General features: G+C 72.0%; 23 protein-coding genes. 8 read left to right on the top strand and 15 right to left on the bottom strand.

Features of this window, described 5'->3' with window-relative positions:
- Window positions 1-55: 55 nt before the first annotated feature.
- Window positions 56-364: a hypothetical protein gene (locus A4V12_RS03200; RefSeq protein ID WP_017945892.1), complete on the bottom strand. Its 309-nt coding sequence runs from the start codon at window positions 362-364 to the stop codon at window positions 56-58.
- 269 nt (window positions 365-633) lie between these two features.
- On the bottom strand, window positions 634-1203 hold the full coding sequence (locus A4V12_RS03195) for a TetR/AcrR family transcriptional regulator (RefSeq protein WP_064067625.1): 570 nt from the start codon (window positions 1201-1203) through the stop codon (window positions 634-636).
- 107 nt (window positions 1204-1310) lie between these two features.
- Here A4V12_RS03195 and A4V12_RS03190 point away from each other — a divergent pair, with 107 nt between their 5' ends.
- The 4 genes from A4V12_RS03190 (at window position 1311) to A4V12_RS03175 (ending at window position 4965) form a co-directional block, all read left to right on the top strand.
- Window positions 1311-2195, top strand: coding sequence for an NAD(P)-dependent oxidoreductase (locus A4V12_RS03190; protein WP_064067624.1), 885 nt, complete (start codon window positions 1311-1313; stop codon window positions 2193-2195).
- A 24-nt stretch (window positions 2196-2219) separates the two neighbouring features.
- Complete coding sequence (locus tag A4V12_RS03185) at window positions 2220-3005, top strand: SAM-dependent methyltransferase (RefSeq protein ID WP_064067623.1); 786 nt, start codon at window positions 2220-2222, stop codon at window positions 3003-3005.
- An 82-nt stretch (window positions 3006-3087) separates the two neighbouring features.
- Window positions 3088-4101: an NlpC/P60 family protein gene (locus A4V12_RS03180; RefSeq protein ID WP_064067622.1), complete on the top strand. Its 1014-nt coding sequence runs from the start codon at window positions 3088-3090 to the stop codon at window positions 4099-4101.
- A 138-nt stretch (window positions 4102-4239) separates the two neighbouring features.
- A complete protein-coding gene (locus A4V12_RS03175; RefSeq protein ID WP_064067621.1) occupies window positions 4240-4965 on the top strand; it encodes a phosphatase PAP2 family protein in 726 nt (241 codons plus the stop codon).
- Between the two features lie 105 nt (window positions 4966-5070).
- On the opposite strand, the gene A4V12_RS34200 is transcribed toward A4V12_RS03175, so the two are convergent.
- Window positions 5071-5265 carry a hypothetical protein gene (locus tag A4V12_RS34200; protein WP_079136765.1) on the bottom strand — a complete coding sequence of 65 codons (195 nt, stop codon included), beginning with the start codon at window positions 5263-5265 and terminating at the stop codon, window positions 5071-5073.
- Window positions 5266-5395: 130 nt separating this feature from the next.
- Between A4V12_RS34200 and A4V12_RS03170 the strand changes: the two genes are divergently transcribed.
- Together A4V12_RS03170 and A4V12_RS03165 are read left to right on the top strand one after the other, a co-directional pair.
- Window positions 5396-6208 (top strand): hypothetical protein, encoded by an 813-nt coding sequence (locus A4V12_RS03170; protein WP_064067620.1) that lies wholly within the window; start codon window positions 5396-5398, stop codon window positions 6206-6208.
- 84 nt (window positions 6209-6292) lie between these two features.
- Window positions 6293-6478 carry a hypothetical protein gene (locus A4V12_RS03165; protein WP_064067619.1) on the top strand — a complete coding sequence of 62 codons (186 nt, stop codon included), beginning with the start codon at window positions 6293-6295 and terminating at the stop codon, window positions 6476-6478.
- Between the two features lie 160 nt (window positions 6479-6638).
- Here the strand turns inward: A4V12_RS03165 and A4V12_RS03160 are convergent, their stop codons facing one another.
- Entirely contained in the window at window positions 6639-6992 is a 354-nt protein-coding gene (locus tag A4V12_RS03160; protein ID WP_064067655.1) for a metal-sensitive transcriptional regulator, read from the bottom strand.
- Window positions 6993-7186: 194 nt separating this feature from the next.
- On the opposite strand from A4V12_RS03160, the gene A4V12_RS03155 reads away from it, so the two are divergent.
- On the top strand, window positions 7187-7807 hold the full coding sequence (locus A4V12_RS03155) for a DUF47 domain-containing protein (protein ID WP_064067618.1): 621 nt from the start codon (window positions 7187-7189) through the stop codon (window positions 7805-7807).
- A 5-nt stretch (window positions 7808-7812) separates the two neighbouring features.
- On the top strand, window positions 7813-8811 hold the full coding sequence (locus tag A4V12_RS03150; protein ID WP_064067617.1) for an inorganic phosphate transporter: 999 nt from the start codon (window positions 7813-7815) through the stop codon (window positions 8809-8811).
- A gap of 291 nt (window positions 8812-9102) precedes the next feature.
- On the opposite strand, the gene pstB is transcribed toward A4V12_RS03150, so the two are convergent.
- From pstB to mshD, 11 genes are all read right to left on the bottom strand, one after another.
- Window positions 9103-9879 (bottom strand): phosphate ABC transporter ATP-binding protein PstB, encoded by a 777-nt coding sequence (pstB, locus tag A4V12_RS03145; protein ID WP_064067616.1) that lies wholly within the window; start codon window positions 9877-9879, stop codon window positions 9103-9105.
- A gap of 21 nt (window positions 9880-9900) precedes the next feature.
- Window positions 9901-10980 (bottom strand): phosphate ABC transporter permease PstA, encoded by a 1080-nt coding sequence (pstA, locus tag A4V12_RS03140; RefSeq protein ID WP_064067615.1) that lies wholly within the window; start codon window positions 10978-10980, stop codon window positions 9901-9903.
- A complete protein-coding gene (pstC, locus tag A4V12_RS03135) occupies window positions 10980-11969 on the bottom strand; it encodes a phosphate ABC transporter permease subunit PstC (RefSeq protein ID WP_064067614.1) in 990 nt (329 codons plus the stop codon). The genes pstA and pstC overlap by 1 nt, the downstream gene beginning before the upstream one ends.
- Window positions 11970-12074: 105 nt before the next feature.
- Complete coding sequence (gene pstS / locus A4V12_RS03130; protein ID WP_064067613.1) at window positions 12075-13205, bottom strand: phosphate ABC transporter substrate-binding protein PstS; 1131 nt, start codon at window positions 13203-13205, stop codon at window positions 12075-12077.
- Between the two features lie 1174 nt (window positions 13206-14379).
- Window positions 14380-14781, bottom strand: a complete 402-nt coding sequence (locus tag A4V12_RS03125) for an NUDIX hydrolase (protein ID WP_234372052.1) — start codon at window positions 14779-14781, stop codon at window positions 14380-14382.
- On the bottom strand, window positions 14778-15722 hold the full coding sequence (locus A4V12_RS03120) for a CHAD domain-containing protein (protein WP_064067611.1): 945 nt from the start codon (window positions 15720-15722) through the stop codon (window positions 14778-14780). Before A4V12_RS03120 ends, A4V12_RS03125 begins: the two co-directional genes overlap by 4 nt.
- Entirely contained in the window at window positions 15709-17934 is a 2226-nt protein-coding gene (locus tag A4V12_RS03115) for an RNA degradosome polyphosphate kinase (RefSeq protein ID WP_064067610.1), read from the bottom strand. Before A4V12_RS03115 ends, A4V12_RS03120 begins: the two co-directional genes overlap by 14 nt.
- Window positions 17935-18108: 174 nt before the next feature.
- Complete coding sequence (locus tag A4V12_RS03110) at window positions 18109-19068, bottom strand: hypothetical protein (RefSeq protein WP_064067609.1); 960 nt, start codon at window positions 19066-19068, stop codon at window positions 18109-18111.
- Window positions 19065-19958 (bottom strand): ABC transporter ATP-binding protein, encoded by an 894-nt coding sequence (locus A4V12_RS03105; protein ID WP_064067608.1) that lies wholly within the window; start codon window positions 19956-19958, stop codon window positions 19065-19067. Before A4V12_RS03105 ends, A4V12_RS03110 begins: the two co-directional genes overlap by 4 nt.
- Entirely contained in the window at window positions 19955-20341 is a 387-nt protein-coding gene (locus A4V12_RS03100) for a GntR family transcriptional regulator (RefSeq protein WP_064067654.1), read from the bottom strand. Before A4V12_RS03100 ends, A4V12_RS03105 begins: the two co-directional genes overlap by 4 nt.
- A gap of 94 nt (window positions 20342-20435) precedes the next feature.
- A complete protein-coding gene (mshD, locus tag A4V12_RS03095; RefSeq protein ID WP_064067607.1) occupies window positions 20436-21374 on the bottom strand; it encodes a mycothiol synthase in 939 nt (312 codons plus the stop codon).
- Between the last annotated feature and the right edge of the window lie 86 nt (window positions 21375-21460).

Raw genomic sequence — 21460 nt, 5'->3', positions numbered from 1 at the left:
GTTGCTGATCTGCTTGGTGACTGGACATCGGACGGGTTACTGCGCTGACGGAGGGTTAGACGGCCATTCCGTACACGATGGTGAACAGCGTTCCCAGTGATCCGATGATGAAGACCCCGGTGAGGCCCGCCACGATCAGCCCCTTGCCCTGTTCGGCGCTGAACGTGTCCCGGAGTGCGGTCGCGCCGATGCGCTGCTTGGCCGCACCCCAGATCGCGATGCCGAGGCACAGCAGGATGGCCACGGCCATGACCACCTCGATCATCACGCGGGCCTCGTTCCCCAGGCTCCCGAAGGGCCCCCAGTTGGGGGCGATTCCTCCAATGATGGTGGTGATGTCGCCTTTTTCGGCCGCCAGGTACATGTAACTCACCGCCCCTGTTGGGTAGTTCGACGCCCCTGCCCCATGGCACGGGTCACCGCACTATCTTCGCTGATGAAACCGCCCATGTGCGCCGACTTGGCTGGTCTCTTTACCCGATCCCCGCACCTTTGACCGGTCCGGGTGCCCTGACCTGCGAAGGCGGCGGACCGGACGGGTGCGAGTGCGCGTATCGTCACTCTGTGTATCACGGAGGGTGACTCCGGGCAATGACTGTCGTTGGTGCACTCTTGGGGCCGTTGAGGCCGAGGTCAGCGGTACGTGGCCACCAGGCGCGCGAGCTGGCGGCCGGCCTGGAGCAGGGGCTCCTCGCTGCGCATGACCTGGGCCGTCACCTCGGCACCCTCCAGGGCGCTGATGACCGTGCCGGCCAGTTCCCGGGCGTCGGCCCGGGCGATGCCCGCGCGCACGAGCTTGTCGGCGACGACGTCCTGCCAGCCGCGGAGCGCGTCGGCGCACGCCTGCTGGATCTCGGAGTCCGTGCCGAGTGTCTCCAGGGCGGCGGCCGTGACGGGGCAGCCGTCGACCCAGTCCGAGGCGCGCAGGGCGGTGGCGAGGAGGCGGGCGCAGGCGTCGACGGCCGCGGCCGGGTCCTCCTGGCTGTCGAGCGCCTCGCGCAGGAGCGCCGCGAACTCCTGGTCGCCGTGGCGGATGGCGGCGACGGCCACGGCCTCCTTGCCGCCCGGGAAGAAGTGGTAGACGGAGCCCAGCGTGGCGTCGGCCTCCTTGGCGATCTGCTTGATGCCCGTGCCGACGTAGCCCTGCCGCTGAACGAGGCGGGAGGCGGCGAGGACGATGCGGTCGCGGGTGCTGGTCTGCATGCCCCGATCCTAACGAGCAATTGAGTAGAGCGTTCGTTCTAGAGCCGTGCTACGGTCGTGCCCGTGCTCTGGATAGAGCGTTCGTTCTAGTTCGTCAGGAGTCCTCCATGCCCACCACACCCGGCGCCGCACCCGTCACCGTCATCGGTCTCGGCCCCATGGGCCACGCCATGGCGAGCACGTACCTCGACCGCGGCCACCGCGTCACCGTCTGGAACCGCACCGCCTCCCGCGCCGACGCCCTCGTGGCGCGCGGCGCCCACCGCGCGGCCACCGTCGACGAGGCCCTCGCCGCCTCCGAGCTGGTCGTGCTGAGCCTCACCGACTACGAGGCCGTGTACGCCGTACTGGGCGACGCCGACCCCGCCGCGCTTACCGGCCGCGTGCTGGCCAACCTCACCTCCGACACCCCCGACCGGGCCCGCAAGGCCGCCGCCTGGGCGGCCGACCGGGGCGCCACGCAGCTCACCGGCGGCGTGCTGGTCCCGCCCTCCGGCATCGGCGAACCCGGCTCCGCCGCCTTCTACAGCGGCCCCCGCGACGCCTTCGACGCCCACCGGGCCACCCTGGAGGTGCTGACCGCCGCCGACCACCGGGGCGAGGACCCCGGACTCGCCGCGCTGCTCTACCAGCTCAACATGACCATGTTCTGGACCGCCCTGACGGGCTATTGGCAGACCGTCGCCATGGCCGCCGCGAACGGCCTGAAGGCCGCCGACGTCCTGCCCTTCGCCGTCGACGCCCTCGACCTCCGCCCGTTCCTGGAGTTCTACACGCCCCGCGTCGACGCCGGCGACCACTCCGGCGACGTCGACCGGCTCACCATGGGCACGGCCAGCGTCGAGCACGTCCTCCACACGGCCAGGGACTCGGGCGTCGACACCACCCTCCCCGCAGCCGTCCTGGACGTCTTCCGGCGCGGGGTGGCCGCCGGGCACGGCGCGGACAGCACGTCGAGCCTGGTGGAGATCCTGAAGCGGCCCTCCGCGTGAGCGCGGCGGCCCTACGGTGGTGGCGTGACCGACATCGAAGCGAGGATCGACACCAGCCGCCCCCACACGGCCCGCATATGGAACTACTGGACCGGCGGCAAGGACAATTACCCCGTCGACCGGGAGGCCGGCGACCGGATCCGTGAACTCCACCCCGGCATCGGGGCGTACGCCCGCGCCGACCGGCTCTTCCTCGGCCGGGCCGTGCGGCACCTGGCCGAGGAGGCGGGCATCCGCCAGTTCCTGGACATCGGCACCGGACTGCCGAGTGCCGACAACACGCACGAGGTCGCCCAGCGCGTCGCCCCCGACGCGCGCGTGGTGTACGTCGACAACGACCCGCTCGTCCTCGCCCACGCCCGCGCGCTCCTCGTGGGCACCCCCGCGGGCCGCACCGACTACCTGGACGCCGACCTCCGCGACGTCGACACCATCCTGGAGGCGGCGGCCAGGACGCTCGACCTGGACCGGCCGGTCGGGCTCATGCTGCTCGGCGTCGTCATCTTCGTCGAGGACGACGCCGAGTCGTACGCCGTCGTCCGCCGCCTCCTCGACGCCCTGGCGCCGGGCAGCCACCTCGTCCTCTCCCACACGGTCGTGCACCCCTCGATGCCGGACGTGGACGCGGCGGTCGCCTTCTGGAACGAGAACGGCACCCCCCGGCTCACCCAGCGCACACCGGAAGCCGTCACCCGCTACTTCGACGGCCTGGAACTGCTCGACCCGGGCGTCGTGCCCTGCTCCCAGTGGCGCCCCGACGCCCCCGCGGACCCGGTCGCCATGTACGGCGGTGTCGGCCGCAAGCCATAGCGGCCGGACCACCCCCTGAAAGGGGGACCCGCCGCCTACACTGACGCTCGGTGGACTGCCATGTCGTGAGGGGTGGTTGACGGTGCGTAAGGCGTGGCTCGTCGCCGGGGTGTCCGTAGGGGCGTGCCTGAGCTTCGTCGCGCTGCTCGTCGTCGGGACGTACTCGGCCGCCGCCGGACTGCTCGGCGGCGCCGGGGGCGCCCTGCGCGGGGCCGTCGGGCTGGCCAAGGGCGCCGTGCCCGCCGCGTACCAGCCGCTGGTGCAGAAGTGGGGGAACCTGTGCCCCGCCATCAACCCGGCCCTGCTCGCCGCCCAGCTGTACCAGGAGAGCGGATGGAACCCCCGGGCGGTCAGCCACGCCGACGCCCGGGGCATCGCCCAGTTCATCCCCGGCACATGGGCCTCGCACGGGATCGACGGCGACAAGGACGGCGACCGGGACGTCTGGGACCCGGCGGATGCCATCCCGTCCGCCGCCTCGTACGACTGCGAACTGGCCGGGTACGTGAAGAACGTGCCCGGCGACAGGACGAACAACATGCTCGCCGCCTACAACGCCGGCGCCTACCGGGTCATAAAGGCCGGCGGGGTGCCCGGGATCAGCGAGACGCAGAACTACGTGCGGATCATCCGCTCCCTGGAGAAGAGCTTCGCCCGGCCCGTCGGCCGCGTCGAACCGTCCCGCCAGGCGGCCGGAGCCATCTACTTCGCCCAGAAGAAGCTCGGCACGCCCTACCTGTGGGGCGGCAACGGAACCCCCGAACAACAGGGCCGGTTCGACTGCTCGGGCCTGACGCAGGCCGCGTACCGGACGGTGGACATCGAGCTGCCGCGCGTCGCCAACGACCAGTACAACGCCGGTCCGCACCCGTCGCGCGACGAGCTGCTGCCGGGTGATCTGGTTTTCTTCTCGGATGACTTGAACAATTCGCGCGCCATCCGGCACGTGGGGCTCTACGTGGGCGGCGGATACATGATCAACGCCCCGTACACCGGGGCCGTCATCCGGTTCGACAAGATCGATACGCCCGACTACTTCGGAGCCACCCGGGTGACCGAGGATGGCGCGAAAGCGCTCCCCACGACCCGGCCCTGAGCTGCGCGTACGTATCACTCTTCGGTAACGTCGTCGTGATCGTTCCGTGGAGAGTGGAACGTACCCCTCCTGCGGGTCGTTCCCTGGACTGACGATGGCGACACTCACCGGGTGACACAAGGCAAGGGGCCGCAGCAGATGGCTGTTCTCGCATCGGACGGTTCGAACCCCGATGTCGGCCTGCTCTACGACATCAACGGCCTGGCGAAGGACGCCCCTTCGTGGTTCGACCGCGTCATGGAGTTCACGGGCGAGTACGGGATCATGCTGGCGATGGTGCTGGTCGTGCTCTGGTGCTGGTGGAGCGTGCGCCGGCGCGGCGGTCCCGAGGACTCCGTCACCGCGGTCGCCGGACTGCTCTGGGCGCCCCTCGCCGCCGGGATCGCCCTCCTCGTCAACATCCCCATCCGCGGATTCGTGGAACGCCCGCGGCCGTTCAAGGACCATCAGGGGCTCGAGGTCCTGGTGGACGGCAAGACCGACTTCTCGTTCGTGAGCGACCACGCCACCATGGCGATGGCCATCGGCGTCGGGGTCTTCGTCGCCAACCGCCGCTTCGGCCTCGCCGCGATCGGCCTCGCCCTCGTCGAGGGCTTCTGCCGCGTCTACATGGGCGTGCACTACCCGACGGACGTCGTCGGGGGCTTCGCCCTCGGTACGGCGGTCGCGCTGCTCCTCGCCCCCGTCGCCCTCGCCCTGCTGACGCCGCTGGTGTCCGCCGTGGCGCGCTCCGGGCGGGCCGGCCGGCTCGTCCGGTCGCGCAGGGCCCCCGCGCGCGAGCGGCACGAGACGCTGGACATCGCCGATCCACGGCTCGGGTCCGGCTCCGCCTCCGGCCCGGACGAGAACGACCTCGCGGCCTGAGACCCGGGCCCCCGCCCGTCGGCCCCTTCCTCCGCCGCGCGTCCGCACGCACCGGATCCCGCTCCCCGATCCGGCCCGGTCCGGCCCGGTCCGAGAAGCCGCGCCCTAGGCGCCCCGGACCCCCGGAGGCGCGGCCATGTGCCCCGCGGCGTCCAGCCGCGCCCGGTCGCGCGACCTCCTCGCCGGCCCGGCCCAGCCGCAGATGCAGCGGGCGACCGCGAAGGAACCCCGCTCGGTGGTGGTGGCGTCGTGGCCGTTCCCGACGTCCGGGACTGCGGGCGTCTGATCATGCGCGTGCACCCCTCCACGGTACCGGCGTGACGGTGCGCCCGGGCGTTCGTTAGGTGGTTGGGGTCTCCCGGCTTCCCCAGAGCCCCGGGGAGGGACGGGCCCCGGCAGCCGGCGGCACAGTGTTGGGGGTTGGCAGGCGATGGTGGTGCAGCAGAGGCACGGGGTCGGCGCGTTCGCCGTCACGGTCGCCGTGGTGGGCGCGCTCGTCAGCGGATGCTCGGCGGCGGCCGACGCCTCGCCCGGCACGGACCCGGGCGACGCGGTGCGCGGTGCCCCCGACGCCCTGACGCGGGCGGGCACGTCCAAGGCGCGTACGTCCATGGAGATGGCGACCGGCGGGACGCGCGTCACCATCCGCGGCGAGGGCGTGTACGACTTCGCCAGACGTCATGGCCGGCTCCGGGTCGTCCTGCCCGAGGACCCCTCCGGGACGGACGGGCACCGCCCGATCACCGAACTCCTCGCCCCCGGCGCCCTGTACATGAAGAACCGCGGCGCCGGCGTGCCCGCCGACAAGTGGGTGCGCGTCGACACCACCACGCTGGAGGACGGCAACCTCGTCACCGGCGGGGCGACCGATCCGGCCGCCGCGGCCGAGCTGCTGCGCGGCGCCCGGGACGTGACCCGCGTCGGCGAGGAGGACCTCGCGGGCGTGCGGGTCGTCCACTACCGCGGGGTCAGCGACCTGGGCCGGGCGGCGCGGGGGGCGTCACCGCAGGTGCGGGGGGCGCTCGAGGCGGCGGCGAAAGGGTTCGCCAAGGACGCGGTGCCGTTCGACGCGTACCTGGACCGCGAGGGGCGGCTGCGCAAGGTGCGCCACCGGTTCAGCTTCACCAACCAGGGGCGTACGGTCGCCGTCGCCTCCACCACGCTGCTGTACGAGTTCGGCGCCCCCGTCGACGTACGGCTGCCGGCCCGCGAGGACATCTACTCCGGCAGGGTCAGGGCCTGACCATCGCAGAATGGTCCGGACGTGCCATGCGCGGTGCGTGTCGTGCTCCCTACGCTAGGAAGCCGACACCGGCAGGAAGAGGTGATGCGCGTGGCCCCGCCCACTCCGACGACAGTCCAGGACCACGTGGCCCTCGCCGAGATCGAGCTGTGCGGAGAGCTGATGATCGCGGCGTCCGCCGCGGACGGTGAGCGGCTCAGCTCCGACCTCATCGACGCGGTGCTGAACGTGATACCCGAGGGGCGCGGCGGAGCAGCAGCGCCCCGGTGAGAACCCGGCACACCCGCGCCGGGTTCTCGAGAGCCGGGTTCTCGATGGCCGGATTCCGCCCGGCCGGAGCGCGCCGGGCGGGGCCGGACCGGCTCCGACCGCCGGCTCGGGCACCGGGCCCGCACCGGCTCCCGGGTCAGGCGCCGGACCGGGTCCCGGGTCAGGTCCGCATCATGCGGGCGATCGCCTTCGTCGCCTCCTCGACCTTCGCGTCGATCTCGTCCCCGCCCTTGACGGCGGCGTCGGCGACGCAGTGCCGCAGGTGCTCCTCAAGCAGCTGGAGGGCGAAGGACTGGAGGGCCTTCGTGGACGCGGAGACCTGGGTGAGTATGTCGATGCAGTAGACGTCCTCGTCGACCATGCGCTGCAGACCCCGGATCTGGCCCTCGATCCGCCGCAGGCGCTTCAGGTGCTCGCTCTTCTGCTTGTGGTAGCCGTGCACGCCGTGGTCGTGGTCCGTCGCCGCGGAGCCGTCTTCCGTGACCGGAAGGCCGGCCGCCTCGGTGGTCGTCATCGCGTCCTCCCGTTGTCCTTCGAGGGCCATGCATACCCCTCGTGGGTATATGGTACCGATCCTTTGTCCGCGCGGGCGGGGGCCGGTTCTGTTCACTGTGCCTGATGGGCGACACTGAAGAACGCCGGTTAGCCGTGGCCGGATGATGCGCCTAGCATCAGCCTGACCGAACCCATGCACCTAGAGGACCCCACGTGCGCTTTCGTCTGACCCCCAGGGAGACGAGCTTCTACGACATGTTCTCCGCTTCCGCGGACAACATCGTCACGGGCTCCAAGCTCCTGATGGAACTGCTCGGAGCGGAACACTCCGCCCGGGCCGAGATCGCGGAGCGGATGCGGGCAGCGGAGCACGCGGGCGACGATGCCACCCACGCGATCTTCCACCAGCTGAACTCGTCGTTCATCACGCCGTTCGACCGTGAGGACATCTACTCCCTCGCGTCGTCGCTCGACGACATCATGGACTTCATGGAGGAGGCCGTCGACCTCGTCGTCCTCTACAACGTGGAGGAGCTGCCGAAGGGTGTCGAGCAGCAGATCGAGGTGCTGGCCCGGGCCGCCGAGCTGACGGCCGAGGCCATGCCGCACCTGCGGACGATGACCAACCTCACCGAGTACTGGATCGAGGTCAACCGGCTGGAGAACCAGGCGGACCAGATCCACCGCAAGCTGCTGGCCCACCTCTTCAACGGCAAGTACGACGCCATCGAGGTCCTCAAGCTGAAGCAGATCGTGGACGTGCTGGAAGAGGCCGCCGACGCGTTCGAGCACGTGGCCAACACGGTGGAGACCATCGCGGTCAAGGAGTCCTGAGCTTCGTGGACACCTTCGCACTGGTCGTGACCATCGGTGTCGCGCTCGGCTTCACATATACGAACGGCTTCCACGACTCGGCGAACGCCATCGCCACGTCGGTCTCCACCCGGGCGCTGACCCCGCGCGCGGCGCTCGCCATGGCCGCGGTCATGAACCTCGCCGGTGCCTTCCTGGGCAGCGGCGTGGCCAAGACGGTCAGTGAGGGCCTGATCCAGACGCCCGAGGGCCAGCGCGGCATGGGCATCCTGTTCGCGGCGCTGGTCGGCGCGATCGTCTGGAACCTGATCACCTGGTACTTCGGGCTGCCCTCGTCGTCCTCGCACGCGCTCTTCGGCGGCATGGTCGGCGCCGCGCTCGCGGGCGGCACGACCGTCTACTGGGGCGGCGTCGTCGACAAGATCGTCATCCCGATGTTCGTCTCGCCGGTGGTCGGCCTGATCGCCGGCTACCTGGTCATGTGCGTGATCCTGTGGCTCTTCCGCAAGGCGAACCCGCACAAGGCCAAGCGCGGCTTCCGCATCGCCCAGACCGTCTCGGCGGCGGGCATGGCGCTCGGGCACGGCCTCCAGGACGCCCAGAAGACCATGGGCATCGTGGTGATGGCCCTGGTCATCGCCGATGTGCAGGACGCGGGCGACGCGATCCCGATCTGGGTCAAGGTCGCCTGCGCGGTGATGCTGTCGCTGGGTACGTACGCGGGTGGCTGGCGCATCATGCGCACGCTGGGCCGCAAGATCATCGAGCTGGACCCGCCGCAGGGCTTCGCGGCGGAGACGACGGGCGCGTCGATCATGTTCGGTTCGGCGTTCATCTTCCACGCGCCGATCTCGACCACGCATGTGATCACCTCGGCGATCATGGGTGTGGGTGCGACGAAGCGCGTGAACGCGGTGCGCTGGGGCGTCGCGAAGAACATCATCCTCGGCTGGTTCATCACCATGCCGGCGGCGGCACTGGTCGCGGCGGTGAGCTTCTTCGTGGTCCAGCTGTTCTTCGGCTGACGCGGCCGGCGCCGCCGCGGTCGGAGCGGCACGCAGGTGAAACGGGCCCGCCCCCTGGGACAGGGGGCGGGCCCTTCGCCTTGCGGTGGCACCGCCATGCAGCACCGCAGGACGTACGTCCCGGGGCGGGCCTGCCTGCCCCGGTGGTCTTCCCGCCCGCGGGGCCGGACGTCCTGGGACGACCCCGCGGCGCTCCGGCCGTGGCCGCGACGCCCGTCCGGCCCCGCCCTCCCGGGCGGACACCGGCACGTCGCCGGCCCGCTCTCCCGGGCGGACCGGCACGTCGCCGGCCTAGCCGAAGCGGCCGGAGATGTAGTCCTCCGTCGCCTGCACCGACGGGTTGGAGAAGATGCGCTCCGTCTCGTCGATCTCGACCAGCTTGCCCGGCTGGCCGACCGCGGCCAGGTTGAAGAACGCCGTACGGTCGGACACGCGCGCCGCCTGCTGCATGTTGTGCGTCACGATCACGATCGTGAACCGCTCCTTCAGCTCGCTGATCAGGTCCTCGATCGCGAGCGTGGAGATCGGGTCGAGCGCCGAGCAGGGCTCGTCCATCAGCAGCACGTCCGGCTCGACCGCGATGGCACGGGCGATGCACAGGCGCTGCTGCTGGCCGCCGGAGAGACCGGAGCCGGGCTTGTTGAGGCGGTCCTTGACCTCGTTCCAGAGGTTCGCGCCCTTGAGGGAGCGCTCGACGACCTCCGCGAGCTGGTTCTTCTTGTACGAGCCGTTGAGGCGCAGCCCCGCCGCCACGTTGTCGAAGATCGACATGGTGGGGAAGGGGTTCGGGCGCTGGAAGACCATGCCGACCGTGCGGCGCACGGCGACCGGGTCGACGTCCTTGCCGTACAGGTTCTCGTCGTCCAGCATCACCTTGCCCTCGACGCGGCCACCGGGGGTGACCTCGTGCATCCGGTTCAGGGTGCGCAGGAAGGTGGACTTGCCGCAGCCGGACGGGCCGATGAAGGCCGTCACGGAGCGGGGCTCGACGGTCATCGAGATGTCGTCGATCGCCTTGTGGGAGCCGTAATAGGCGGTGAGGCCGCTGACGTCGATTCGCTTGGCCATTTCACTCACTTCCGGGTGGCCTCAGCGGCCGGTCTTCGGGGCCTTCCAGCGGGCGATGCCGCGGGCGACCAGGTTGAGGATCATGACGAAGGCGATCAGGACGAGGGCGGCGGCCCAGGCGCGGTCGTACGACGCCTCGCTGCCGACCTTGTACTGCTCCCAGATGTAGAACGGGAGCGAGGACTGGGCGCCTTCGAACGGGTTGGTGTTGATCAGCTGGCTGCCGAAGACCAGCAGCATGATCGGGGCGGTCTCGCCGGCGATGCGGGCGATGGCGAGCATCACACCGGTCGTGATGCCACCGATCGCGGTCGGGATGACCACCTTCAGGATGACGCGCCACTTCGGTACGCCGAGGGCGAGCGCGGCCTCGCGCAGCTCGTTGGGCACGAGCTTGAGCATCTCCTCGGTCGAGCGGACCACGACCGGGATCATCAGGATCGCCAGCGCCAGCGCACCCATCAGGCCGGACGGTGCCAGGCCCGCGATCAGCATGATCGACAGGATGAACAGGCCGGCGACGATCGACGGGATGCCGGTCATGACGTCGACGAAGAACGTCACCGCCTTGGCGAGCGCGCCCTTGCCGTACTCGACGAGGTAGACGGCCGTCAGCAGGCCGATCGGTGCGGAGACGAGGGTGGCGAGGCCGACCTGCTCCAGCGTGCCGATCAGCGCGTGGTAGACACCGCCGCCGGCCTCGAAGCCGGGCACGCCGGCCATCGAGTGGGTGAGGAAGTACGCGTCGAGGACCTTCATGCCCCGGCTGACCGTCGTCCAGATCAGGGACAGCAGCGGGATCACGGCGAGGAGGAAGCACACCCAGACGACGCTGGTGGCGAGCCGGTCCTTGGCCTGGCGGCGGTTCTCGACGGTCGAGGTCACCACGTAGGAGATGACGACGAACAGGGCGGCGGAGATCAGGCCCCACTGGATGCGGCTCTGCAGGCCCGCGCCCGCGCCGATGCCGATGCCGAGGGCGACCGACACGGCGGCGAAGCCGGCCGGGGCCCAGCGCGGCAGGTGCCGCTGGCTGAGCGTGTCCTTGCCCGGGCCGGTGACGGCCTGGGCGGGGGTCGCGTCCTGGATCACGTTGCTCATCAGGCGTTCGCCCCCGAGTACTCCTTGCGGCGCGCGATGATCAGGCGGGCCGCGCCGTTGACCAGCAGGGTGAGGACGAAGAGCACCAGGCCGGAGGCGATCAGGGCGTCCCGCCCGAGCTCGTTGGCCTCGTCGAACTTCGCGGCGATGTTCTGGGCGAACGTCCCGCCGCCCGGGTTGAGCAGGTGCAGCGAGATCACGAAGCTCGGGGAGAGGACCGTGGCCACGGCCATCGTCTCGCCGAGCGCGCGGCCGAGGCCCAGCATCGAGGCGGAGATGACACCGGAGCGGCCGAACGGCAGCACCGAGAGGCGGATGACCTCCCAGCGGGTGGCGCCGAGGGCCAGGGCGGCCTCCTCGTTCATGCGCGGCACCTGGAGGAAGACCTCACGGCTGACGCTGGTCACGATCGGCAGGATCATGATCGCGAGCAGGATGCCGACGGTGAACAGCGAGCGGGCGACGCCGACCTCGGTCTTCTCGAAGATGTACGTCCAGCCCAGGAACTCGTCCAGCCAGGAGTTCAGGCCCTCCAGGTACGGGACGAGGAAGAGGGCGCCCCAGATGCCGTAGATGATCGACGGCACGGCGGCCAGCAGATCGACGACGTACGCGAGGGGCGCGGCCAGCCTGCGGGGCGCGTAGTGCGAGATGAACAGCGCGATGCCGACGGCGATCGGGACCGCGATCACCATCGCGATGATCGAGCTGACGATCGTGCCGAAGAGCAGGACCGCGATGCCGAAGACGGGCGGGTCGCCGGCCGGGTTCCAGTCGAAGGTGGTGAGGAAGTTGCCCTCGTTCTCGGCCAGCGCGAGCGAGGCGCGGTAGGTGAGGAACACGGCGATCGACGCCATGATCACCAGGAGCAGGATGCCCGAGCCCTGCGAGAGGCCCAGGAAGATCTTGTCGCCCGCTCGGCCGGTCGAGGTGGCGCCCGGCTTTCCGGCGACCGGCGGAGCCGGTGCGTTGTCAGTCGTTATAGCCATGGTCTTTCCGGTCTGTGTGGGGGAAGTCCGCTGTGGCGGCTCCCCTGGCGGCGGTGCACCGGATGGGTGGGGGCCGGCCCGGCGAGCGGCCGGGCCGGCCCTCGGTCAGGACAGGCCCTTGACGGTCTCGCGGACCTTGGCGTTGATCTCGGCGGGGATCGGGGCGTAGCCGGCCTCGGTGAGGACCTTCTGGCCCTCGTCGGAGGAGGTGTACGTCAGGAAGGACTTGACCGTGTCGAGGGTCTCGGCCTTGTTGCCGGTGTCGCAGACGACCTCGTAGGTCACCAGGACGATCGGGTACGCGCCCTCGGCCTTGGTGGCGTAGTCCAGCTCGAGCGCCAGGTCCTTGCCGGTGCCCTTCACCTTGGCGGCGGCGATGGCCTTGGAGGCGTTCTCCGAGGTGGCCGCGACCGGGGCGGCGGCGCCGGTGTTGATCTGGACGGTCGGGATGCTCTGCGAGGTGGCGTAGCTCAGCTCGAAGTAGCCGATGGCGCCCTCGGCCTGCTTCACCTGGGCGGCGACGCCGGAGGAGCCGGACGCGGCCTGGCCGCCGGGGGCGGGCCACTTCTTCTCGGCCTCGTAGGGCCAGTCCGCCTTGGCGGCCTTGCCCAGGTACTTGCCGAGGTTCTGCGTGGTGCCGGAGTCCTCGGAGCGGTGGAAGGCCTGGATCGGCGTGCTCGGGAGCTTGGCGTTCGGGTTGAGCTTGGCGATCGCCGGGTCGTCCCACTTCTTGATCTTGTCGTTGAAGATCTTGGCGATCGTGGGGGCGTCGAGGACCAGGTCCTTCACGCCGGGCAGGTTGTAGCCGATCGCGATCGGGCCGCCGACCATCGGCAGGTTGATGCCCTGGCCGCCCTTGCAGATCTTCTTCGACTCGGCGACCTCGTCGGGCTTCAGCGCGGAGTCCGAACCGGCGAAGCCGACGGTGCCCTGGTTGAAGGCGACGATGCCCTCGCCGGAGGAGGAGGACTTGTAGTTGATCTCCACGCCCGTGCAGGCGGCCATGTAGTTCTTGACCCACAGGTCCATGGCGTTCTTCTGCGCGGAGGAGCCGGAGGCCAGGAGCTGGCCCTTGGCGCCCTCGCACGCGATGTTCGACGCGGCGCCGGTCTTCTTGCCGCCGGTGGAGGCGCCGGTGTTGTCGTCCGAACCACACGCCGTGAGGACCAGGGCGCCGGAGACGGCGAGGGCGCCGAGCGCGGTGGCGCGAAGCCCGTTCTTGCGCTGAAGCTTCACTTTCGGGTGTTCCTTCCAGAAGCCGCCGGTCCGGTGTACATGCGGTGTACGTCGTGGGCGGCGTGTGTCGGGGAGCGGATGGCGGTCGGCGCGCCGCGGGTGGGCGGCGCCGTTCACCGTGTACGGCCGAAATTAGGCAGAACAGGTGAAGTGGCCGACCGAGGAGAGTGAACGGCAGGTGAACCGTGACGGAAGCCGTGGTGAGGCGTGGCGCGGCTCATTTTCCAGCGGCGCGGCGGGGCCCCGCGGTGCCTCTTGCGCGGGGCGGGACGGTGTGCTGCCGGCCGCGTGATGCCTCCCGCGCGGGACGGCACGGTGCGCCGCGGGCCGGGGGCGGGGGCGTGCGCCGGTGCGTGCGGTACGCGGGGCGGTGCGCCGACCACCCGAGCGGGGGGCGCGCGGGGGGCGGCGGGGTACCCCGCTGGTGTGAGACGGGCGCGTGGCCCCTCCGGGGCGGGTGGCGGGGTGCGGGTGCGGGTCCCGGCGGGGTGCGGGGTGCGGGGAGTCCCTGTCCGGTGCGGGCGCCTGCGCCACGTGGCCGGCATGGGTTGCTGCCGGTGGGCGGGGTACGGGGCCCCTCCGGGCTCACCTCCTCGCGGTTGGCGGGGCGCCCAGCCGGTTCTGTCACCGTCACTCGCCGCCAATCCGCTGCGGGGGCGACCCTGCACGGCCCCTCCTCGCCGTACTCCGGGGCACAACCCGCCGTAGTCAACCTGCAGACGGCATACACGCCGGTACGAGGCCGAGCCCTTCACCCACCGGCCGGCAGACGGGCGACGGCCCGGGGTGGGGTCGTGCAGGGTCGCCCCCGCAGGGATGGGGGTGCCCCCTGCTCGAGCGCAGCGAGAGCTTGGGGGAGGCAAGGGGTGGGCTCCCTTGCATGTGACCCAGGGCCGCCGGCCCCGAGGAGGTGAGCCCGGAGGGGCCACACCCCGCCACCCACCGGACAGGCACCGCACGGGTGCCGCACCGGGCGGAAGCCGGTCGCCGGGCCCCCGGGGGGTGAGCCCGGAGGGGCCGCACCCCGCCACCCGCCGGACCGGTGCCGCACCGGGCGGAACCGTGCGGAGGCCGGTCGCCGGGCCCCCGGGGGGCGAGGCCGGAGGGGCCGCGACCTGCCACCCGCCGGGGCGCGCCCCGGCGGGGGCGAGGTGGTCCGGGGGCGGCGGCGCCGTCAGGTGGCCGGGCCCAGGGAGAGGAACGCGGTGACGAGGTCCTTGTCCTTGTCGTAGGTCAGGCGGGCGCGGGCGGCGTCCGGGGTGAGCCAGACCAGTTCGTCGACCTCCCGGTTGGGGCGGAAGACGCCGCCCGTGGCCTCGGCGGACCAGTACCGGACCTCCTTGGCGCGGCCGGCGACCTTGTAGCGGGCGGTCGGCAGCTCCCGGCCGGGCGCGCACGTCATGCCGGTCTCCTCCAGCACCTCCCGTACCGCCGCGTGCCGGGATTCCTCGCCGGGCTCCAGCTTGCCCTTCGGCAGCGACCAGTCGGCGTGCTTGCGCCGGTGGATCACCGCCAGTTCGATCCCGTCGCCCGACGGGGCCCGGCGCCACAGCACGCAGCCCGCCGCGCGGATCACGTCGTCACCGCCGTGCGCTGCCAGGCGCGCTGGAAGGCGTACCGCGCCGCCTCCACCTCGTGCCGCTGGTCCGCGTGCAGGACCCCGAGCGCGTACGCCGTCGCGGGGGCGATGCGCGGCGTGCGCGCGGCGGTCGCGGCGGCGGCCGCGGCCTCGGCGGCGTCCCGGTGGCGGTCCAGCGCCCGGCCCGCCTCGTACAGCAGGGGCTCCGCGCCCCGCACCTCACCGGCGTACCGGTGCAGCCGCAGCAGGAGCCGTACCTGGTGCCAGGGCCCGTCGAGCTGTTCGCCGCCCACCGCGGGGGCCATCGGCAGGGCGGCCACGGCGTCCAGCAGGAGCCGTTCGACGACCTCCGCGGGCGGGCCGAGCACCTCGGAGGCCGGCGCGGCGGCGGCCGGCCCCAGCGGCACCTCCGAGGCGAGCAGCGCGACCGCGTCGGCGACCGCGTGGAACCGGGACGAGCCCAGGGCCTGGAGGGCGGCGGAGTGGGCTCGGGTCCTGGCGAGGGTGAGCTGCCGTTCCAGCAGGGCGCCCGCGCGGGCCGCGCCGACGGCCAGGGACTGCGCACCGGAGCCTCCGCCGCTGCGCGGGGCGGGGACGGTGGCCGTGCCGCCGGACAGCCGGGCGAGCGCGTCGACGAGCCGGACGAGCCGTGACGTACAGGCGTGCTCGGCCGCCAGGGTGCCGGACAGCCACGCGAGTTCGGCACGCAGCTGGTCCGCCCAGGCGGGGTCCAGCAGGGGCCGGAAGGTGTGCAGCGTCCCGCTGATGCGGCGGGCCGCGGCGCGCAGCCCGCGGGTGGCCTCCTCGGCGCCCGCCGTGTCCGCGCCGCACTCGGTGTGGTGGCGCAGGCTGCGGAGGAAGTCCGCCGCCCGGGCGTGGAGGTAGGGCGTCAGGGCCTCGCCCGCGGAACCGGGCGGGATCAGGTCAGGGTTTGGCACGTCGGCGCCTCCGCGCGTCGATCAGCATCTCCTGGACGTGCCGCAGGGGCTGGCCGTCGTGGTCGGTGGCGTGCCGTGTCCAGTCGCCGTCCGGTCCGAGGTGCCAGGACGAGGTGGTGTCGGCCATGCCGGTGTCCAGCAGCCGGTTGAGGGCGGCCCGGTGGGCCGGGTCGGAGACCCGTACCAGTGCCTCTATGCGGCGGTCGAGGTTGCGGTGCATCATGTCGGCGCTGCCGAACCAGACCTCGGGCTCGCCGCCGTTGCCGAAGGCGAAGACGCGGGAGTGCTCCAGGAAGCGTCCGAGGACGGAGCGGACCCGGATGTTCTCCGACAGGCCGGCCACTCCCGGCCGTACGGCGCAGATGCCGCGCACCCAGATGTCCACCGGTACGCCGGCCTGCGAGGCGCGGTAGCAGGCGTCGATGACGGCTTCGTCGACCATCGAGTTGACCTTGATGCGGACGTGGGCGGGCCGTCCGGCGCGGTGGTGGACGATCTCCTTGTTGATGCGGGAGACCAGGCCGTCGCGGAGCGACTTGGGTGCCACCAGGAGCCGGCGGTAGGTCTCGCGGCGGGAGTAGCCGGAGAGCCGGTTGAAGAGGTCGGACAGGTCGGCGCCGACCTGCGGGTCGGCGGTCAGCAGCCCCAGGTCCTCGTAGAGGCGGGCGGTCTTGGGGTGGTAGTTGCCGGTGCCGACGTGGCTGTAGCGGCGCAGGGTGTCGCCCTCCTGGCGGACGACGAGCGACAGCTTGCAGTGGGTCTTGAGGCCGACGAGGCCGTACACGACGTGGCAGCCGGCCTCTTCGAGCTTGCGGGCCCACTTGATGTTCGCCTGTTCGTCGAAGCGGGCCTTGATCTCGACGAGGACGAGGACCTGCTTGCCGGACTCGGCGGCGTCGATGAGGGCGTCGACTATCGGCGAGTCGCCGGAGGTGCGGTAGAGCGTCTGCTTGATGGCCAGGACGTCCGGGTCGCCCGCCGCTTGTTCCAGGAAGGCCTGGACGGAGGTGGAGAACGAGTCGTAGGGGTGGTGGAGCAGCACGTCCCGTTCGCGCAGGGCGGCGAAGATGTCCGGGGCGGAGGCCGATTCGACCTCGGCGAGGTCGCGGTGCGTCCCGGCGACGAACTTGGGGTACTTCAGCTCGGGCCGGTCCAGGGCGGAGATGCCGAACAGGCCGGTCAGGTCGAGCGGGCCGGGCAGCGGGTAGACCTCGGCGTCGGAGACCTTCAGCTCGCGGACGAGGAGGTCGAGGACGTACGGGTCGATCGACTCCTCGACCTCCAGGCGCACCGGCGGCCCGAAGCGGCGCCGCATGAGCTCCTTCTCCAGGGCCTGGAGCAGGTTCTCGGCGTCGTCCTCCTCGACCTCCAGATCCTCGTTGCGGGTCACGCGGAACATGTGGTGCGCCAGCACCTCCATGCCCGGGAACAGCTCCTCCAGGTGGGCGGCGATGACGTCCTCGAGGGGGACGTAGCGCTGCGGGGAGGCTTCGAGGAAGCGGGAGAGCAGCGGCGGAACCTTGACGCGGGCGAAGTGGCGGTGGCCGCTGACCGGGTTGCGCACGACGACGGCCAGGTTGAGGGAGAGGCCGGAGATGTAGGGGAAGGGGTGCGCGGGGTCGACGGCGAGCGGGGTGAGGACGGGGAAGATCTGCTGGCGGAACAGCGTGAAGAGCCGGGCCTGCTCCTTCTCGGTCAGTTCGGGCCAGCGGATGAGGTGGATGCCCTCGTCGGCCAGGGCGGGGGCGATGTCCTGCTGGAAGCAGGCCGCGTGCCGGGCCATGAGTTCCCGGGACCGGGTCCAGATGAGGTCGAGGACCTCGCGGGGCTGGAGTCCGGAGGCGGAGCGGGTGGCCACGCCGGTGGCGATGCGGCGCTTGAGGCCGGCCACGCGGACCATGAAGAACTCGTCCAGGTTCGAGGCGAAGATCGCGAGGAAGTTCGCCCGTTCGAGGAGGGGGGTCGCCGGGTCCTCGGCGAGTTCCAGCACCCGTTCGTTGAACGCCAGCCAGCTGCGCTCCCGGTCGAGGAAGCGGCCGGCGGGCAGTTCGGCGCCGGTGCCGTCCTCCTCGTAGGTGTCGAGGTCGGCGTCCAGATCCCGCGCCAGGTCGGACACGGGCACGTGTGCCACGGTGTGCGGCCGGTGCGCGGCTATGGAGCCGACGGACGGCTGGGACTGCGGGACCTGGACCTCGGCGGGCTGCTGGCTCATGGCACCATTCTTCCGCGCGATGGGCTGGTCAAGCGCGTCGGAGGGGGCCGCGGACACGGCGGGCTTCATTGAGCGAGCTTCGCAAGCGTGTCTGAATGGTCGGTAACGGTGACGTGACGCGCTGGGGGCGGACGGCCGGACCCCCGTCCCGGCCGTCCGCCCCGGGGGCCGAGGTCACGCGTGGTGGCGGCGCAGCACCCGGAAGGCCAGCACCGTGGCCAGTGCGGCGAGGGCGAGGACGATGCCGGTCTCGACGAGCTGGATGGGCCAGAAGTGGTCGCCGGGGTGGTGCAGGGCGTACCACTGGCGGGCCGAGCGGGCTTCGTAGCAGCCCGGAGGCGCCGGGACGCCCGGCTGCAGGCAGTCGTGGATGCGCCGGCCGGAGGGTGTGATCAGGCCCATGTCGAGCTGCCAGGCGCTGTTGCCCAGCTCGCCCCGGGAGTTCTTCCACACCTGCTCCACGGGGGTCCAGAAGTCGGACCGCCACCGTTCGCACAGGACCATCACCAGGCCGGTGACGGCGAGTGCGATGCCCCCGGCGGGCAGCGCCCGCCGCACCAGCAGGCCCGCGAGCGCGCCGACGGCCAGGGCGAGCAGGGCGTACGCGAGGACCGCGGGGCCCGTCGCGACGAAGACGTCCGTGTAGTACCACCGGTCGGACAGCCTTCGGGGGGCGGAGCCGCGGGCCCAGCCGTACAGCAGCGAGAGCAGCGCGAATCCGGCGGTGATCACCACGGCGGGGAGCACGAGCTTGGTGGCGAACCAGCGGCCGGGAGTGATGGACTGGGTCCAGGCGAGGCGGGCCGTGCCGCGTTCCATCTCCCCGCCGAACAGCACGGCGCCGGCGTAGAGGGCGACGGCCAGCGGGAGCCAGGCGATGACGGTGGCGGCGAGGCTCATGTCTCCGGGGAAGTCGGAGAGCGGCGCCTGGAAGAACGCGGCGTCGCAGAGCGGTACCCCGGGCCTCGCGGGGGTGGCGCACGACGTGGGTGACGTCGCGGCCTCCCGCCCTTCCGTGCGCAGCCACACCAGGGCGACGGCGGCGAGCGCGAGGAAGGCGCCGGATATCAGCAGCGCCCTCCGGTGCACCCGGAGCACCGTCCAGGTCAGCCCCCGGGGGGCGAGGGTGCTCACGCCGCCACCGTCCCGTCCGTGCCGGGGGACGTGCTCGGGGTGAGGAGCGGTGGGGCTTCGGGGGAGCGGAGGTGGGCGAGCAACAGGTCCTCCAGGGTCGGTGTCCTGGCGTGCCAGGCAGTGGGGTCGACCGGGCCGTCGTGGCGGACCAGCGCGGTGAGTTGGCGGCCGGTGACGCGGGACTCGACGACGGTGTGCGGGGCGAGGTCGCCGACGGGGCCGGTGAGCAGGGTGTGGGCGGCGAGGACGTCGTCGATGTCGCCGCCGAGGCGGACGCGGCCGCCGGCGACGAGCAGGAGGTGGTCGCAGGCTCCCTCGAGTTCGCCCAGGACGTGCGAGGACATCACGATGGTGGTGCCGCGCTCGGCTGCGTCCGCCATGAGAGTGCCCATCAGCTGGTGGCGGGCGAGCGGGTCGAGGTCGGCCATCGGCTCGTCGAGCAGGAGCAGTTCGGGCCGTTTGCCGAGCGCCAGGGCGAGGGCGACGCGGGTGCGCTGGCCGCCGGAGAGGGCGCGGACGCGGGCCCCTCGGTCGAGCGGGGCGACGATGCGGTCGGCGGTGGCGGCGTCCCAGCGACCGGGGTTGAGCTCGGCGCCCATGCGGAGGGTGTCGGCGACCGTGAGCTGGGGGTAGAGCGGTTTGTCCTGCGCCACGTGGGCGATGCGGTCGCGGGCGGTCGCCGGGTCGGTGCCGAGGACCCGGACCGTGCCGGCGGTCGGCCGTGTCAGCCCCGCGGCCAGGGTGAGGAGCGTGGACTTGCCCGCCCCGTTGGGGCCGACGAGCGCGCAGACGCGGCCGGCGGGGACCCGGAAGGCGCAGTCGGCCAGGGCGGGAGAGCCTCGCCGTCCGTACCGTTTGGTGAGGCCGTGGGCCTCCAGTGCGCTGGTCATGTGTCGTCCCCCTCGTAGAGCTGGTCGAGTACGGAGGCGAGGAGCGCGGTCACGTCGTCCCGTTCCAGTCCGGCCGCGCGGGCGCGGGCGGCCCAGTCGGCGAGTTCGCCGCGCAGCGGGGAGTCGGCGGGGGCGCTGCCCAGGGTTCTCCGTACGAAGGTGCCGAGGCCGCGGCGGGCCTCGACGAGGCCCTCGCGTTCCAGTTCGCGGTAGGCCTTGAGCACCGTGTTCGGGTTGATGGCGGTGGCTTCGACGACCTCGCGGGCGGTGGGCAGCCGGTCGCCGGGTTCCAGCAGGCCGAGGCGGAGGGCCTGTTTGGTCTGCTGGACGATCTGGAGGTAGGTGGCGACGCCGCTGCGCCGGTCGATGCGGTACTCGACCACGTCCTGCACCACCCTTTCACTAATGAAGTAGTGAAAGGGTGGTGCAAGAGAGGGCGGGGTGTCAATGCCCCGCCCGTCTCTCAGACCTCTGCCGTCACGTCTCCGAGCGGTACATCAGGTCCACCTCGTGCGTGGTGAAGCCCATCCCCTCGTACACCCGCACCGCCGCGGTGTTGTCCGCGTCCACGTAGAGCATCGCCGTGGGCAGGCCCTCCGCCGCGAGGTGCCGCAGCCCGACCGAGGTCAGTGCCTTGCCCAGGCCGCCGCCCTGCGCCTCGGGGCTGACGCCCACGACGTACACCTCGCCCAGCTGCTCCTCGGCGTGGACCTTCGTCCAGTGGAAGCCCACGATCTCGCCGTCCGGCTCCCGTACGGCGAGGAAGAAGCCCTTCGGGTCGAACCACGGCTCGGCCTTGCGGTCGTCCAGGTCCCGCTGCGTCAGCGCGCCCTGCTCGGGATGGTGCGCGAACGCGGCGGCGTTGACGGCCAGCCAGGCGGCGTCGTCCTGGCCGGGCACGAACGTGCGGACGGTGACGCCGGGCGGGAACACCGGCTCCGGGACGTCCGCCGGGCCGGCGAGCGGGCGCCGCATCTGCCGCAGCTCCCGGAAGAGCGTGAGCCCCAGCACCTGGGACAGGTGGCGGGCGGCCGACTTGCCGCCGTGCGCCCACACGCGCAGCCGCTTGCCGGAGGCCGCCAGCAGCGCGGAGCCCAGCGCCCGGCCGTGCCCCCGGCCGCGGTGCGAGGGGTGGACGACCAGCTCGGCGGCCGGCGCCTCGACGGGGTCGGTGTCCTCCAGCTGGGCGTAGCCGACGAGCTCGCCGCGGACGGTGAGCAGCAGGTGCGACACCCCTTCGCGGCGACCGCCGCGCAGCTGGAGCCGCCCCTGTTCGGAGACGGCCTGCATGCCGTCGGCGCGGGCGGCCTCGGCGAGGAGGGCGAGGACGTCCTGGGCCTGCTCGTGGGTGAGCTCGTCGAAGGTGTCGATACGGCGGCCGGGCTCGAGGGCCGGTACCGGGGCGTCAGTCGTCATGCGTACGAGCCTACGGCGGCCGATGGCAACCGGCTTGTAACCCTCCACCCCCTGTTGCGCTACGCGCGTTGACCCTAGGCTGCGCT

Origin of the sequence: Streptomyces noursei, assembly GCF_001646665.1 — a bacterium.
Taxonomy (GTDB): Bacteria; Actinomycetota; Actinomycetes; order Streptomycetales; family Streptomycetaceae; genus Streptomyces; species Streptomyces lavendulocolor.
The sequence above is the reverse complement of the archived record's forward strand: the minus strand, read 5'-3'. Positions and strand labels throughout refer to the sequence as shown.

Coding starts and splice junctions, on each gene's coding strand:
- A4V12_RS03200 (WP_017945892.1), bottom strand. CDS start 364: ATGTACCTGGCGGCCGAAAAAGGCGACATCACCACCATCATTGGAGGA.
- A4V12_RS03195 (WP_064067625.1), bottom strand. CDS start 1,203: ATGCAGACCAGCACCCGCGACCGCATCGTCCTCGCCGCCTCCCGCCTC.
- A4V12_RS03190 (WP_064067624.1), top strand. CDS start 1,311: ATGCCCACCACACCCGGCGCCGCACCCGTCACCGTCATCGGTCTCGGC.
- A4V12_RS03175 (WP_064067621.1), top strand. CDS start 4,240: ATGGCTGTTCTCGCATCGGACGGTTCGAACCCCGATGTCGGCCTGCTC.
- A4V12_RS03170 (WP_064067620.1), top strand. CDS start 5,396: ATGGTGGTGCAGCAGAGGCACGGGGTCGGCGCGTTCGCCGTCACGGTC.
- A4V12_RS03165 (WP_064067619.1), top strand. CDS start 6,293: ATGCGCGTGGCCCCGCCCACTCCGACGACAGTCCAGGACCACGTGGCC.
- A4V12_RS03160 (WP_064067655.1), bottom strand. CDS start 6,992: ATGACGACCACCGAGGCGGCCGGCCTTCCGGTCACGGAAGACGGCTCC.
- pstB (WP_064067616.1), bottom strand. CDS start 9,879: ATGGCCAAGCGAATCGACGTCAGCGGCCTCACCGCCTATTACGGCTCC.
- pstA (WP_064067615.1), bottom strand. CDS start 10,980: ATGAGCAACGTGATCCAGGACGCGACCCCCGCCCAGGCCGTCACCGGC.
- pstC (WP_064067614.1), bottom strand. CDS start 11,969: ATGGCTATAACGACTGACAACGCACCGGCTCCGCCGGTCGCCGGAAAG.
- A4V12_RS03115 (WP_064067610.1), bottom strand. CDS start 17,934: ATGAGCCAGCAGCCCGCCGAGGTCCAGGTCCCGCAGTCCCAGCCGTCC.
- A4V12_RS03105 (WP_064067608.1), bottom strand. CDS start 19,958: ATGACCAGCGCACTGGAGGCCCACGGCCTCACCAAACGGTACGGACGG.
- mshD (WP_064067607.1), bottom strand. CDS start 21,374: ATGACGACTGACGCCCCGGTACCGGCCCTCGAGCCCGGCCGCCGTATC.